This is a genomic window from Flavobacterium suncheonense GH29-5 = DSM 17707, assembly GCF_000430025.1.
GTDB classification, from domain to species: Bacteria; Bacteroidota; Bacteroidia; order Flavobacteriales; family Flavobacteriaceae; genus Flavobacterium; species Flavobacterium suncheonense.
This window is the reverse complement of record NZ_KE387020.1, coordinates 233853-249004: the sequence shown is the minus strand read 5'-3', so window position 1 is coordinate 249004 and position 15152 is coordinate 233853. Positions and strand designations below refer to the sequence as shown.

The 15152-nt window shown below is 41.4% G+C and carries 15 protein-coding genes; 7 read left to right on the top strand and 8 right to left on the bottom strand.

Going from position 1 to position 15152, the window contains the following annotated elements:
* The first annotated feature begins 1 nt into the window (after position 1).
* The 6 genes from G498_RS0111365 to G498_RS0111340 all read left to right on the top strand — a co-directional run bounded on the left by G498_RS0111365 (position 2) and on the right by G498_RS0111340 (position 5449).
* Positions 2-1687: an MBOAT family O-acyltransferase gene (locus G498_RS0111365; RefSeq protein WP_051269871.1), complete on the top strand. Its 1686-nt coding sequence runs from the start codon at positions 2-4 to the stop codon at positions 1685-1687.
* An 80-nt stretch (positions 1688-1767) separates the two neighbouring features.
* Positions 1768-1959, top strand: coding sequence for a hypothetical protein (locus G498_RS0111360; protein ID WP_026981259.1), 192 nt, complete (start codon positions 1768-1770; stop codon positions 1957-1959).
* A 126-nt stretch (positions 1960-2085) separates the two neighbouring features.
* Complete coding sequence (locus G498_RS0111355; RefSeq protein WP_035744075.1) at positions 2086-2550, top strand: hypothetical protein; 465 nt, start codon at positions 2086-2088, stop codon at positions 2548-2550.
* Positions 2551-2670: 120 nt separating this feature from the next.
* The gene (ffh, locus tag G498_RS0111350) at positions 2671-4011 is read left to right on the top strand and encodes a signal recognition particle protein (protein ID WP_026981257.1); all 1341 of its coding nucleotides are present in this window, start codon (positions 2671-2673) and stop codon (positions 4009-4011) included.
* A gap of 64 nt (positions 4012-4075) precedes the next feature.
* The gene (locus G498_RS0111345; RefSeq protein WP_026981256.1) at positions 4076-4957 is read left to right on the top strand and encodes a bifunctional 5,10-methylenetetrahydrofolate dehydrogenase/5,10-methenyltetrahydrofolate cyclohydrolase; all 882 of its coding nucleotides are present in this window, start codon (positions 4076-4078) and stop codon (positions 4955-4957) included.
* Positions 4958-5449: a GNAT family N-acetyltransferase gene (locus G498_RS0111340; RefSeq protein WP_026981255.1), complete on the top strand. Its 492-nt coding sequence runs from the start codon at positions 4958-4960 to the stop codon at positions 5447-5449.
* Positions 5450-5493: 44 nt separating this feature from the next.
* On the opposite strand, the gene G498_RS15520 is transcribed toward G498_RS0111340, so the two are convergent.
* The 5 genes from G498_RS15520 to rluF form a co-directional block, all read right to left on the bottom strand.
* Positions 5494-6348 carry a hypothetical protein gene (locus tag G498_RS15520; RefSeq protein WP_051269870.1) on the bottom strand — a complete coding sequence of 285 codons (855 nt, stop codon included), beginning with the start codon at positions 6346-6348 and terminating at the stop codon, positions 5494-5496.
* Positions 6349-6377: 29 nt separating this feature from the next.
* A complete protein-coding gene (locus G498_RS15515; RefSeq protein ID WP_051269868.1) occupies positions 6378-7220 on the bottom strand; it encodes a hypothetical protein in 843 nt (280 codons plus the stop codon).
* Between the two features lie 19 nt (positions 7221-7239).
* On the bottom strand, positions 7240-8049 hold the full coding sequence (locus tag G498_RS15510; protein WP_026981254.1) for a hypothetical protein: 810 nt from the start codon (positions 8047-8049) through the stop codon (positions 7240-7242).
* 759 nt (positions 8050-8808) lie between these two features.
* Entirely contained in the window at positions 8809-9567 is a 759-nt protein-coding gene (locus G498_RS0111320) for a hypothetical protein (protein WP_026981253.1), read from the bottom strand.
* Between the two features lie 128 nt (positions 9568-9695).
* Positions 9696-10523 (bottom strand): 23S rRNA pseudouridine(2604) synthase RluF, encoded by an 828-nt coding sequence (gene rluF / locus G498_RS0111315; RefSeq protein ID WP_026981252.1) that lies wholly within the window; start codon positions 10521-10523, stop codon positions 9696-9698.
* 93 nt (positions 10524-10616) lie between these two features.
* Between rluF and G498_RS15070 the strand changes: the two genes are divergently transcribed.
* Complete coding sequence (locus tag G498_RS15070; RefSeq protein ID WP_131387672.1) at positions 10617-12308, top strand: S8 family peptidase; 1692 nt, start codon at positions 10617-10619, stop codon at positions 12306-12308.
* On the opposite strand, the gene G498_RS0111305 is transcribed toward G498_RS15070, so the two are convergent.
* From G498_RS0111305 to G498_RS0111295, 3 genes are read right to left on the bottom strand one after another with little or no spacing between them, the layout of a single operon-like run.
* Positions 12309-13163, bottom strand: a complete 855-nt coding sequence (locus tag G498_RS0111305) for an alpha/beta hydrolase (RefSeq protein ID WP_026981251.1) — start codon at positions 13161-13163, stop codon at positions 12309-12311.
* Between the two features lie 33 nt (positions 13164-13196).
* On the bottom strand, positions 13197-13976 hold the full coding sequence (locus G498_RS0111300) for a zinc ribbon domain-containing protein (RefSeq protein ID WP_026981250.1): 780 nt from the start codon (positions 13974-13976) through the stop codon (positions 13197-13199).
* A 3-nt stretch (positions 13977-13979) separates the two neighbouring features.
* Positions 13980-15074 (bottom strand): Nif3-like dinuclear metal center hexameric protein, encoded by a 1095-nt coding sequence (locus G498_RS0111295; protein WP_026981249.1) that lies wholly within the window; start codon positions 15072-15074, stop codon positions 13980-13982.
* Between the last annotated feature and the right edge of the window lie 78 nt (positions 15075-15152).

Below are 15152 nucleotides of genomic sequence, written 5' to 3'. Positions count from 1 at the left end.
TATGCAGGATTGGTTTACCCAAAATATTGCCGCATTGTTTACCGATATTACGGCCGAAACCGTTACAAACTGGTTCGTTTTCAATCCGAAAGAGCCGATTTTGTTCAACACGGCCTTGTTTTTGGGCTTGTTTCTGGTTTTTTATAGTATTTACATTGCCCTGAAAAACACGTTTTACCCGCGTTTGGTGTATGTGATTCTGTTCTCGTTGTTCTTCTACTACAAATCGAGCGGGATTTTCTTTTTGCTGCTGGTTGGTTCCTCCGTAGTCGATTATAATCTGGGGAATCTGGTACACCGAACCCAAAGTGTCGTGAATAAGAAACTCTGTTTGGCGTTCAGTGTGGTGCTGAACCTTGGGTTTTTAGGATATTTCAAGTATACGAATTTCATTATTGATACCTATAACAGTGCTACCGGTGCTGATTTTGCTTTCCAGAAGATTATCCTTCCGGTCGGGATTTCGTTCTATACGTTCCAGTCCATCAGTTACATCATCGAGATTTACCGCAAGGAAATTGAACCGACGAAAAACTATGTGGATTACCTGTTCTTCGTGTCGTTCTTTCCGCAATTGGTAGCCGGACCGATTGTTCGCGCCAAGGATTTTTTACCGCAGATTTATCAGAAACTGAATGTAACCAAAGACGATATCAACCGTGCTTTCCTTTTGATTATTGGTGGATTGATTAAGAAAACCGTTATTTCGGATTACATTTCCATCAATTTTGTGGATCGGGTGTTTGATGCGCCTTCGAGTTATACGGCTTTCGAAAATTTAATGGCTTCCTACGGTTACGCAATTCAGATTTACTGCGATTTTTCCGGGTATTCCGATATGGCGATTGGGGTTGCCTTGCTGCTCGGTTTTAAATTGCCTACGAACTTCCGAACTCCGTATCAGTCCGCTTCGATTACGGAATTCTGGAGAAGATGGCACATTTCCTTATCCACCTGGTTAAAAGACTTTTTATACATTTCAGTAGGAGGAAACCGCCACGGAAGTTTTGCAGGATTTTTGTTTCCGGCGTTGTTTTTCTTCGGATTGATTGTCTGGGGAATTACGTATGCGCCAACAAGTAACATTCCTTTACTCATTGCGGTTGCTGCTACGGCGGTTTTCTCTCTGACGTTTTTACTGTCGAAGGAAAAAGAACGTACCATGTTTACCAATGTGAATTTAATGACGACGATGTTGTTGGGCGGATTATGGCACGGCGCGAGTTTGCGCTTTATTATTTGGGGAGCGCTTCACGGATTGGCTTTGGCGGTGCATAAAATTTTCATGGAGTTCTTTCCTCCGAAAGCAGAGGCTAAGCGTTCGTTTTTTGGCGGCATCTGGACGGTTTTATCGGTGATTGCAACGTTTCATTTTGTGGCGTTCTGCTGGATTTTCTTCCGTGCCAAAGATTTTGATACAGCGCTTCAGGTAATCAACAATATCGGTAACGTAACTTTCGATTTACAACAATGGCTGGTAATCGCAGAAGGTTATAAAAATGTTTTCCTGTTGATGGCCATCGGATTCGTTTGGCATTTTCTCCCTGAAAAAATGGTGGAAAGGATGCAGCGTGTTTTTAAAGCATTACCGATTATCGGAAAAGCCATTATTCTGGGATTGGTGTATTGGCTGGTGTACGCGATGGCTTCTGCCGGACCGCAGCCGTTCATCTATTTTCAGTTTTAACTGTTTTTTTAGTTTTTGAGTAAACAAAATTTATATATTTGGCTTCGAGATTAGTAAAAACTTATTTAAACAATACGATTATGAAAAAAATGACCGCAATTTTAGCAGTAGCTTTGTTCACTTTATCAATGAATGTAACTGCTCAGGAGAAAAAACAAGCAGGGCCTGCTAAAAAAGAGACTACTACTAAAAAAGAGTCTTGTTCTAAAGATGAGAAAAAAGCATGTGCATCAGGAGAGAAAAAATCTTGTTGTTCCGCTAAAAAAGCATAATTTCTTTCTTGGAAATTTTCAAAACACCTCCTTATTGGAGGTGTTTTTGTTTTCAAATATTTGATTTTCAGATTTTTGCAAGTAATAAAGTTTGTAACTTTACAAGGAGATAAAAAACAGAACCGTATGAAAGCAAGAGTTTTAAAAGTTTTGGTTTGTTCGTTGCTTTTTGTCTTTCTGGGCTGCAGCGATGATGATGACAATTCTTCTTCAAACAACAACAGTCAACTAATTACGGCGATTAACAATACCGTTGCCACTGGCACCTGGAGAATTACGTACTTTTACGATACCGATGAGGAGGAAACCGCTAATTTTACCGGTTACAATTTCACGTTTGCTTCCGGAGGCGTTTTAACTGCAACCAATGGAGTGAATACCTACACTGGAACTTGGTCGGTCACAGACAGTAACAGCAATGATGATAACCCAAATGATATACATTTCAACATCGGGTTTACAGCACCGCCTGATTTTGAGGACTTGACTGACGACTGGGAAATCCTGGAGCATACCAATACCAAAATTCGCCTGACCCATGTAAGCGGTGGCGGAGGCGGAACCGATTTCCTCACCTTTGAAAAGAACTAAGAATCAAACCAGTCGAAAGACCGTTTTTTTGTTGGAACTTATTCTAAAACTTTGCTTCTCTGTCACTTTGAACCTTTGCGACTTTATATTATCTTTGCACCTCATTAAACAAAAACTATCATGTTTGATAATTTAAGCGATAAACTCGACAAAGCCTTCCATATATTAAAGGGTCACGGAAAAATTACCGAAGTAAACGTTGCCGACACCTTAAAAGAAGTTCGCCGCGCCTTATTGGATGCCGACGTGAACTTCAAAATTGCCAAAGATTTTACCACCCGCGTAAAAGAAAAAGCAATCGGTCAGGACGTATTAACGACGTTACAACCGGGACAATTAATGGTAAAAATCGTAAAAGATGAATTAACCGAATTGATGGGTGGTGATGCAGCCGGGGTTAACCTTTCCGGAAATCCGTCCGTTATTTTGATGTCCGGTTTGCAGGGTTCGGGTAAAACGACGTTTTCGGGTAAATTGGCGAACTTCCTGAAAACCAAAAAAGGGAAAAAACCGCTTTTGGTTGCCTGTGATATTTACCGTCCGGCAGCGATTAACCAGTTGCATGTGGTTGGAGAGCAAATCGGGGTGGAAGTGTATTCCGAACCGGAAAACAAAAACGCGGTTTCCATTGCGGAAAACGCCATCAAACATGCCAAAGCTAACGGTTTCAATGTTGTAATTGTCGATACGGCAGGACGTTTGGCAGTAGACGAGGAGATGATGACCGAAATCGCCAACGTACACAAAGCCATTCAGCCTCATGAGACCTTATTCGTGGTGGATTCCATGACGGGGCAGGATGCGGTAAATACCGCGAAAGCGTTCAACGACAGATTAAACTTTGACGGCGTTGTTTTAACGAAATTAGACGGTGATACCCGTGGCGGAGCTGCCATTTCGATTAAATCCGTAGTAAATAAACCAATCAAATTCATCGGTACCGGTGAAAAAATGGAAGCGATTGATGTTTTCTATCCCAACCGTATGGCCGACCGAATCCTAGGCATGGGAGACGTGGTTTCCTTAGTAGAAAGAGCGCAGGAGCAATACGATGAAGAAGAAGCACGTAAACTCCAGAAGAAAATTGCCAAAAACGAATTTGGTTTCGACGATTTCTTAACCCAAATCCAACAAGTGAAGAAAATGGGGAACATGAAAGACTTAGTCGGCATGATTCCTGGCGCGGGTAAAGCTTTGAAAGATGTTGAAATTGAGGATGATGCGTTCAAACACATTGAGGCAATAATCTATTCGATGACACCGGCGGAGCGAACTAAACCATCAATTTTGGATGCCAAACGCAAAAACAGGATTGCCAAAGGTTCCGGAACGAATATTCAGCAGGTAAACCAATTGCTGAAGCAGTTCGACCAGATGAGCAAAATGATGAAGATGATGCAGGGAGCAGGCGGAAAGAACCTGATGCGCATGATGGGCGGCATGAAAGGAATGCGACCATAAACTATAAAGACGCGACTGTTCGCGTCTTCTTTTTTATCAATAACACACAACAATTACATAAAAAATGCAACTACTAGACGGAAAAAAAGTATCGGAAGACATTAAAAACGAAATTGCTGCGGAAGTACAGCGCATGAAAGACAACGGTGAAAAAGTGCCTCATTTGGCGGCTATCATCGTTGGAAATGACGGAGCGAGTTTGACCTATGTGGGCAGCAAGGTAAAAGCTTGTGAGCGTGTAGGTTTTGAATCAACGCTGATTAAAATGCCGAGCACCACGTCGGAAACCGAATTGCTTAAAAAAATCAAAGAGCTAAACGAAGACGATAATATCGACGGATTCATCGTGCAGTTGCCACTTCCGGAACAAATCGATACCCAGGAAGTTTTGATGGCGATTGATCCAAGCAAAGACGTTGATGGGTTCCATCCTGAGAATTTCGGAAAAATGGCGTTGGATATGAGTACCTTCATTCCGGCGACCCCTTTCGGAATTTTAGAATTGTTGGAGCGTTACAACGTGGAAACCAAAGGAAAACATACGGTGGTCATTGGCCGCAGTCATATTGTAGGTCGTCCGATGAGTATTCTGATGGGACGTAAAGGATTTCCGGGGAATTCAACGGTTACTTTAACGCACAGTCATACTAAAAACATTACCCAAATCACGTCTCAGGCCGATATCATCATTACCGCATTGGGCGTTCCGAATTATTTAAAAGCCGAAATGGTAAAAGACGATGTGGTGATTATCGACGTGGGAATTACCCGTGTGGCAGATGAAACCAATCCGAAAGGCTATGTAATTACAGGCGATGTCGATTTTGATAACGTATCCAAAAAGGCTTCTTTCATTACACCGGTTCCGGGCGGAGTAGGACCGATGACCATTGCGATGTTGCTGAAAAACACGTTGTTAGCAAGAGAAAACAGAAAACGAAAATAAATGCAGATTCTTACCGCGGATAAAACCCAATTGCATATCGTTAGGGATTTGGCCTATAAAATCTGGCCGGATGCTTATGGCGACATTCTTTCCGAAGCACAATTGGATTATATGCTGGAGAATTTCTACGCCATTCCGTCTCTGGAAGAACAGCTGGAAAACCATCATGTGTTTTTACTGGCGGAAGAAGACGGTGTGTTTTACGGTTTTGCTTCTTATGAAATCAATTGTAAAAATTCGGGTAAGACCAAGCTGCATAAAATATATGTTTTGCCGGAAACTCAAGGCAAAGGGGTAGGAAAGCAACTTCTGGCCGAAGTGGAAAAAGCCGCAAAACAGGCCGGAAACTCATGTCTTTTTCTGAATGTCAACCGTTACAATATCGCACAGGAATTCTACAAACGCTTAGGATTTGAAATCGTGCACGAAGAAGATATTGATATCGGCAGCGGTTACCTCATGGAAGACTACGTCATGGAGAAAAAAATATAAGACAAATGCCCCAAAGCACTTTGGGGCATTTGTTTTATACCAGTTTACTCACCTAAGTAAATAAAAACATTGGTTACCATATGCTTTGGAGTGGCGTTAATCGGAATGCCGAGTCCTCCCGAAGGAACGGTAACGGTGTGCGTATGATTGCCATTATTGCCGGTTGCATATAAGTTGCCGGGAAGTGTATCGTTTGTTCCGACCGTTTCACTAATTAGCGGCACAAGAGGCAGTACATTTGTGGCCAAACCAAGTGTTTTGGCAGCATTGTAAGCATCAGTATAGGAATGAGAATGGTTGCCATTAGTACTTGTTGTAGTGGTATAAGTAACATTTGGTAAATTAGCCTGTGTTAAAGTGATTGTATTTGAGCCTCCCATAGCCTTCATTGCTTCATGTCCATCGCTGGTTTTCAGAAAGGCATCAGAACAATCCGGGAGTACAGAGCCGATACCGATGGCGCTGGCATTGTTTTGGGCCACATTTGGAAGACTGGATTTGTTCCTCCCGTTTAGCAGATACCAACCGTTATGGTCTGATGTTTCCAGCGAATGTTTTAAATCTCCTAAAGCTAAAGTGTTAGGTCCCATGGCATTCCATTTTGTACCATCGTTATAATAGAAGCCTTCGTGAACTGATGTTACAGTGTAATTGTTGGATTCATTGGTATTGTAAGTCACCATTCCTTCAACATGCGATGCTAATGGTGAAGCGTTGTCAGTTGTAATCAGCTGAAGTCGCGTGGGTAAAAAGCCTTTTTCCAAACTGTAAATTTCCAGGGCAGCATCAGTATCCGGAGTAATGGTATTAATCCCTACGTTTTGTGCGTATAAAACACCGTGTAATAACAGAGAAAAGGCAATGCTGTTCCAGAACTTAAAAGAAGTATAGTTTATCATGTGAATCGTTTTTGAAGTTAATCGGTTGCTTATTTCCCTAAATAAACAAACGTATTGGTAACCATATGGGATGCAATAGGCAATACCGCACCGCTTCCTCCCGTGGATACAGTAGCCGTATGATTGTGGTTACCGTTGAGAGTGGAGGTGGAAGTGGTCGTGGTGATGGTTCCGGAACCTACATTATTGTTTAGGATATTGAGCAGTATACCGCTTAAAATTCCCAATAAACCGGTTACAAGATTTAAGTTTTCCGGCACACCATGGTACTTGTCCTCGTAATCATGAGTGTGATTTCCGGCTGTATTGGCAATTCCGTTAAAAGTTACATTTGGCAGGTTGGCCTGACTCAGCGTACGGGTGTTGTTTCCTCCGTAATTTGACAAGGATTCCGCAGAAGCTTTTCCCTTAAGGAATCGATCCGTAGCATCGGGAATTGTCGTGCCAAACCCCAATGAAGCTGCATTAGCTTGTGCCGTAACCGACAGCGTATTGATGTTTCGCCCGTCCATCAGATACCAGCCGTTATGATCTTCCGTAAGGATGCTTTGTTTGATGTCTCCGATAGTAGTCGTTAAAGGCTCCAATCGAATCCATTTTTTTCCGTCGTTATAATAAAATCCGGGAAATACACCTGTATTGCCAGTACCGGAAGTAGCAGTGTTGTAAACAATCATTCCCGAAACGTGATTGGTTAAAGGTGAGGGAATGTCAATGCTTTGAAGCAATACACGCGAAATCAGCACGCCGCTTATATCGCTGGTAACTTCTAAAACAGCATCATTGTTAGGAACGGAAGTACCGATCCCAACCTGAGCAAAGGCCGATTCAAAGGAGATTAAGATAAGTGTCAAAGTAATTTTTCTAATCATAGTCGTACTGTTTGAGAGATTAATAACCGAGATAAATGAAGATGTTGGTTGCCATATATTTCGGAACATTGTCTACCGGAGTGTCTGTTCCGCCGGAGTTAAAACTAACGGTATGGGTGTGATTGCCCTCGCTCTGAGTCGTTCTTGAAGCAGTTGTGGCATTTTCTTTGGCCACGCTTTCTGTGATAAAAAGCGTAAGAGCAGTTGTAGACAGAAGGCCAATATTTTCATTACCTAAATAACTGTCTACATTGTGGTTGTGTATGCCGCTTCCGTTAGTGCTTCCCGAAAAATTGACATTAGGAAGGTTGTTTTGCGCAATACTGAAAGATTGGTTGCCACCGACACTTCCCAATACTTCTGAACCGGATTTGGCTTTCAGAAAAATATCCGCCATGTCAGGAAGATTCGATGAGAATCCCAAGGCGGTAGCATTAGCCTGTGCGTTGGCCGATAAGGTATTAGTGTTTCGTCCGTTCATCAGATACCAGCCGTTGTGGTCGCTGGTTGCAAAACTGTGTTTAAGTTCTCCGATTTTAACCGTGTTCGGATTGAAACGTATCCAATTGTTTCCGTCGTTATAATAAAGCCCCGGAAACACCCGGCTTATGCCTGAACCGTTTTCGGAAGTGTTGTAAACCATCATGCCTTCCACATGGTTGCTCATTGGAGATGAAGAAATGGTACTTTGTAGGGATACGCGCGGCAGTAAAACACCTTTGGATGGATTTACCACATCTAACATGGCGTCGCTGTTCGGGACATTGGTACCTATGCCTACCTGAGCCGTCAGATGGCAATAGAAGAGCAGGAGTAATAGTTTCTGCATATTATCAGGGTTTTTGGTTACAAAAATGCTATTCCAAATCCTAGTAGGCTTCTCCGTATATGATTCACTTGCTTTGGGGCGGCAGGTTTTTATAGCGTTCAGAATAATTCTTTCAGCCTGAATTTTATATTTTTTCAAGCTTTGTTGTTGATCAGGATGATTTTACTTCTTTCGATTTGATTCCCGAAACGCCAATTTTAGCTGATAAAGCATCCAGGGATAGTTTTTGGTCAGTTCGGAATTGCTTTTTTGGTAATTTGTTAGACCACTTTTCTCATTTGCTGACATACTTTAAAATTGCTGAAAGCTGTAAATCTTTTTTGTATTAAACTAATTGGGAAGGAAATGTCATTGAAAGAAATAACCTGAAAAACGAATTGTAAAAGAACGTGAATTAAGTCTGTTACTAAATTTAATAAATATTAGCTATCAGAAAAATAGTTCACTTTTTTCTATGGAAGACTTGAAAATACAGAGGTTTTCAAAAAAAACAATTATAACGAACTAAATTCGCCAACACAAAAACTATAATTGTATTCTTTAAAAAAATACTAACCAATTCAGTGTTTTATTTTTATAATTCAGTAATTATAAAATTTATCAATAGATTATTTTCCGACAAATATTTATTTAGGATTGGCAATTATTTATCAGTGCAGTCCATTTGAAAAATGAAAAGTAAAATCAATAAGGTTAATTGAATGATTAAAGTAAAGCTGTTAAAAACCGGGAAAACTTCTCAGGTTACGTTTACAAAAGTCAGTTGGAAGCTTTACGGACTTTAAATTCGATGCTTACCAGTTGGTGGTATTGCTCGCTGTTGGCCCCAAAAATACTTTTGATGTATTGTTTTACCTTTTTGGAGATGGAAATCAGCCCGGTTTCAGGCTCATAAAGGATTTGATTTCTTTCCGTTAAAGCTTTTGAGTAGGCTTTAGCGCTTTCGAATAATGAAAGGTTATGGCTTTTTAAATCCGCCAGTTTGGATTGTAAAGAAGTTACCCTGAGTTCTTCTTCGTTAGGGCTGTAAAGTGGATTTTGGATAAGAATTGCAATAAGCGCTTCAAGATGTTCCAGTTTTTGCTCGTACGATTGCTGCGAAGCCTCACAAGACTGATCAGTTTTTTTCAAAAGAACTCCCTGAATCTTCTTATTCACGGATTTTGCCTCTTCCAATGCCTGTTTGTTTACGCCGGAAGCAGCAAAAGCATTGATGATTTTCGTGGCATAAGGTTTTAAATCTTCAAATGCGCGTCTGCGATTGTTGATATTTGTGGAGAATATATTTTTTTGATGCTGGACTTCATTAACTTTCTGCAAAGCATTCTGATAAGCCACTTCTAAAGATTCAATTTTTAAAGTGCCGTTTGCAGGGTTATAAACAGTTCCCAGATCTTTACAGTAAACAATTAGGCGCAAAAAACTGGCGACATTTTTAGCATGTCCTGTTTCGTGAAAATTGTTTTTTTGCAGTTTGGGAAGATTGAATCTGTCTTCCCATCCGGAAATAGGAGCCATTAAAGAGGTTTTAACATCTAAACCAAATATAGGAATATTTTTGTAAGTAAAAAACTATTTATTTGATATTAGTGCAGTTTTTATCTTAACAGCTTAATCGTCAGTTAAATAGTGTTCTGATTTTTTGCTTACGGTTTTCTTCTGAGATGGTTGCTGCCGGGTTTAAAATCCGAATGCTTTCTAAACTCACGTTTAATATCGGGTTTTTTAGGTTGTGGTTTCGGCAAACTGGCTTCTTCGGTTTTACTGGAAGGCGCAATCAGGGTGTTCAGTTCCTTGATTTCGGCATCGGTTAAATCGCGGTAACGTCCAACCGGAACATCCAACGAAATATTGATGATTCGGATGCGTTTTAAAGCCGTTACTTCATATCCCAAATACTCGCACATCCGGCGAATCTGACGGTTAAGCCCTTGTGTAAGTACGATGCGGAAGACAAACTTGCTGATTTGTTCCACTTTACATTTTTTGGTAACCGTGTCCAAAATGGGCACACCATTACCCATTCTTTGAATAAAACGATCGGTAATAGGTTTGTTTACGGTTACGATGTATTCCTTTTCGTGGTTGTTTCGGGCGCGAAGAATTTTATTGACGATATCGCCGTCATCGGTCATAAAAATCAGCCCTTCACTGGCTTTGTCAAGGCGTCCGATGGGGAAAATGCGTTTCGGGTAATTGATATAATCCACAATGTTGTTACGTACGCTCTGATTGGTGGTACATTCAATACCAACGGGTTTGTGAAACGCCAGATAGACCGGTTTGGAAGTTTTTTCGCGAATCAGTTTGCCGTCTACGCGGATTTCATCTTCTACAGATACTTTGGTGCCCAGTTCGGGAACTTTTCCGTTAACGGTGATGCGTCCTTCTTCTAAAAGGCGGTCGGCTTCACGACGGGAACAGTAACCGGTTTCCGATAAAAATTTGTTGATTCGGGTTTTATTTTCTTCCATAGCTGCAAAGGTAATACATATTTGAATAATAATATGAATTTGGTTTGAGTGCTCAAAGTTTTTTATATCTTTGACCCTTAATTTGTTAGCGGCTTGAGAGCAGTACTTTTTGGTTTTCTTTTTCTTACTTTGAATCTTTTTGCACAAGACAGAAAGGGACATTACAGGTTGCTTTCTGATTCTGAGCCGCATGAGTTGTATGTGACCTTTAAGCGTTCTGTTACTTTTGTGGATGATAACTTCGCGAAAACACTTGCCTTGACACTTCCGGAACTGAAAAAAGTAATTGAAGATTACCAATTGCAATTTGAAAAAGCGATTCCTGTTACCGAAGCGCATTTTCAGGTTTTATCCGAAGATGCCAAGCGTATTTCAGGAAACGATTATGCAGTTCAAAAACTCAGAAACATTTTAAAAGTTAAGATTTCCGATCCGACGAATGAAAAACTTCTTGAGCTTGCCGAAAAACTAGAAGCTTTTGATGTGGTTGAATATTGTGAACTCATGAGTTTGCAACCGATTCCGCCGCCTACCGATATTCCGCCCACAACCAGCAATTACGAACCCAATCAAACTTATTTGGGACCGAATCCGGGCGTAAACATGAATTACGCGTGGAGCCTTGGACTGAGCGGTTCCGGAATACGGGTAAGAGATGTCGAATACGGTTTCAATCCGAACCACGAAGACCTGAACGAGGTTAATGTCTCTCTTGCTTCAGGGATGACGGTAAATTCTTCGGCTTCAACATTCTATACAGAACACGGAACCTCGGTTATCGGAATTGTTATGGCAGACAAAGGAACTTACGGAATTTCCGGGATGGCTTATGGTGCACAGGAAATGATATTGTTTCCCGAATGGCAGGAAACCGGTTACAGTAGGATAAATGCGGTGACGCAGGCAATTGCCAATTCGCAGGTTGGCGATGTGATTCTGTATGAAATACAGACTTATGGTCAAGCTGGAACAACTGTTAATAATTTTGTACCGGCGGAATATTCCCAGGTAGTTTGGGATTTAACCAAAGCCGCTACCGATGCCGGAATTATCATTGTGGCAGCCGCAGGGAACGGGAATGAGGTTAATGTAGGCGAAAATCTGGACACACCCGGATACAGCGCTTATATGAGCAGAGGCGATAGCGGAGCCATAATTGTGGGTGCGGGCACTTCTAACGTCAGTCATAATAGAGTTCCGTACAGTACTTACGGCACTCGTGTAGATGTGCAGGGATGGGGGCAAAACGTGTTCACTTCCGGAAATGGGGCAGGCGGATTCAGTATTGGCGGTGATTTTAATCAAAGTTACCGATCTGTTGGCGGAACGAGCTCTGCGACCCCAATTGTAGCTTCTTGTGTGATTGTTCTGCAGTCGTATTATTTCGGCCTGACCGGAACGTATATGACGCCATCCGCCATGCGAAATTTATTAAAAGCCACCGGAATTCCTCAGGGAACGGGTGTGGCTGGTAATATTGGCCCGTTACCGAATATGCAGGCAGCACTTCAGCAGATTGACACTATGCTTGCGGTGCAGGATGCCAACTTTTTAGCCGTTTCCGTGTATCCGAATCCTGCGGGCAATACTTTTTCAGTGCGCCTGTCGGATAGCATATCTTCTTTTTCCGTGGAGGTTTATGATGCGGTGGGACGAAAAGTGCGTCATCAGGACAATTTGAATGCTGAAGCGATGATGGATATTACTTTGTTGCCCTCAGGGATGTATTTTGTAAAAGTGCAGAACGGAGAAAAAACCGCGGTTAAAAAACTAATCAAAAAGTAGCTATTCCTCAAAAAGAAAATGATAAATTTTCTGGTACAGATGTTCGTCGTGCATGCTGTGTCCCAATCCTTTGGTTTCAATAAACTGTGCCGATTTCCAGGCTTCTGCAATTTTTTTTCCTTCGTTAAATGAAACCACATCGTCATCTACGTCATGGGCAATAAGTCCTTTTAAATTAAAGGTGGAAGCAAAACGTTTTCCGGAAAATTCGGAGGGTGAAATCTGAAACCGTTCCGTAAAACGCTGTTTTAACAACTGAAAGGCTTTGCTGTTAAGGCTGATGGTTTTTCGGTAGTTGTTCAACAGGATTTCAAATTCACTCGGTGCTCCCAAAATGACCATTTTCTGCAACTGAGGGTTGTTGTATTTGAACTGGTAGTACAAACAGGTTGCCCCGCCCATGGAATGGCCAATCATGTACTGTGGCTGGAATTTCCGGATTAAAGCATCCACATAACGGGCGTATTGCGGAATGTTGAATTCGGTGCCGCTGGAAAGTCCTTGAGCCGGACCGTCCAACGCAATAACCGTACTGCCCGATTTTCGCAACTGCGGAATCATCAGTTCCCAGCGTGACGCATTGCTTTCCCAGCCGTGTACCAAGAGAATTTTATTTTCGTTGCCTTTCCAAATGTAAGTTTGAATGTTGTTGTTGCCATCCTGCAGCACTTCCTGTTCCGATTCCTTTAAAATCTGCGGAATGGATTTTCGGCTCAGCCTTCCTTCCCGGGGTTCGGTAAAGTACTTGTAGGCTAATTTTGAGGCTTTTTCCGGATTTACATAACTAAGTGCATTGATGTACAAACCAATGGATTTTGTTAAAACGTAGTACGGAATTTTGTTGAAATAAGCCATAAAAAAAGTCTCCGTTTGGAGACTTTAAGTTACTTATATTTTCGCAAATAACTGTTGCATTTTTTCTTTTTCTTCTTCGGCTAACACGTTGTCCACCAAAATTCTGCCACTGTGCTCATCGGTTAGGATTTTTTTGCGGGAAGCAATTTCCATTTGCGTTTGCGGCGGAATGGTGAAGAACGATCCGGCAGAAGCGCCTCTTTCGATGGAAACTACTGCTAATCCGTTGCGTACGCTGCCTCGGATTCTGTCGTAAGCGGCTAACAAACGCGCTTCGATTTGTCCGCGGAATTCTTCTGATTTGCCTAACAGGAAGTTTTCTTCTTTTTCTGTTTCGGCCATAATGTCACTCAGCTCGGCTTTTTTGTGTTTTAAGTGCGATTGTTTGGCATCTAATTTTTCTTTGGTTTCGTTTAAAACCACTTTTTTGTGCTCGATGGAAGCTTTCATTTCTTTAATATGCTTCTCTGCCAATTGAATTTCCAGTTCCTGGAACTCAATCTCTTTGGTTAAAGCGTTGAACTCGCGGTTGTTGCGAACTTCTTTTTGCTGCGCACTATATTTTTTGATGGATTCTTTATGCCCGTCAATAGCATTCTTTTTTTCTTTGATCTGCTCTTCGATAGACTCCAAATCACCTTTTAATTTTTCTAAGCGAGTGCTTAATCCGGCAACTTCATCCTCTAAATCTTCTACTTCAAGAGGTAACTCTCCTCTTACGTTTCTGATTTCGTCAATTCGAGAATCAATTAATTGTAAGTCATAAAGAGCTCTTAACTTTTCTTCTACACTTAGTTCTTTAACGTTTGCCATATTTTAAAAGTACTTAACTGGATTTGTATTTTCTTCCGATAAAATGATTGCAAAATTACTAATTTTTTTCGTAAGATAATCAACTATGTAATTTTTTGTAAATCTTTCGCTTTCAAAATGCCCGATGTCGGCTAAAAGCAACCGGTTTTCAGCTTCGTAAAACTGATGGTACTTCAAATCGGCCGTAAGGAAAGCATCAGCACCGGAACTAATTGCGTTTTTGATGGCGAAACTTCCGGAACCTCCTAAAACCGCCACTTTCTGAATCGGTTTGTTCAGAAACTGACTGTGTCGGATACTGCCGGTCTGCATCTTGTCTTTCACCATTTTAAGGAAATCGGATTCACTCATCGGAACGTCTAATTCGCCAATCATTCCCAAGCCGATGTTCTGATGCGCGTTCTGCAAATCGTAAATTTCATACGCCACTTCTTCGTACACATGGTTGGAAAACAAGGCTTTTAAGATTTTGCTTTGCAGGTATTTTTCAAAAGTAACTTCGATTTTGATTTCGTCGGCTTCCACAAATTCGAAACGCTCGCCAATTTCCGGGTTGCTGTTTTCGTTGCCCATGTATGTTCCGATGCCTTTCGAATTGAAACTACAGTCTTCATAATTGCCTATTTTTCCGGCTCCGGCATCAAATAAAGCATTGCGCAGTTGTTCCACATTTTCGGGAATGGTATACGTTACTAATTTCTGAATGAAATGCTGCTTCGGCACTAATATTTTGGTGTTCAGCAAGCCTAACGCGTCACAGAAAATTTTATTGACCCCTTGCTGGTGGTTGTCTAACGCCGTATGAACCGCGTAAATCGCCACATCGTTTTTAATGGCTTTGATTACGGCGCGTTCCACATAATTCTTTCCGGTAATTTTCTTCAGTCCCGAAAACAAAATAGGATGGAAGCACACCACCAGATTGCAGTTTTTGGCAACGGCTTCGTCAATAACAGATTCCAAAGCATCATGGCAAACCAAAACTCCGGTTGCTTCGGCATTGGCGTCACCAACCAAAAGCCCGACATTGTCAAAATCTTCGGCATAAGCCAATGGCGCCATTTCTTCTAAAACGGAAAGGATTTCTCTAATTTTCATCGGAATAAATTTCTGTTAAACAAAGTAACGAATAAACGCAGCAACTTTATAATAAAGATAAAAAATACTACATTCGTA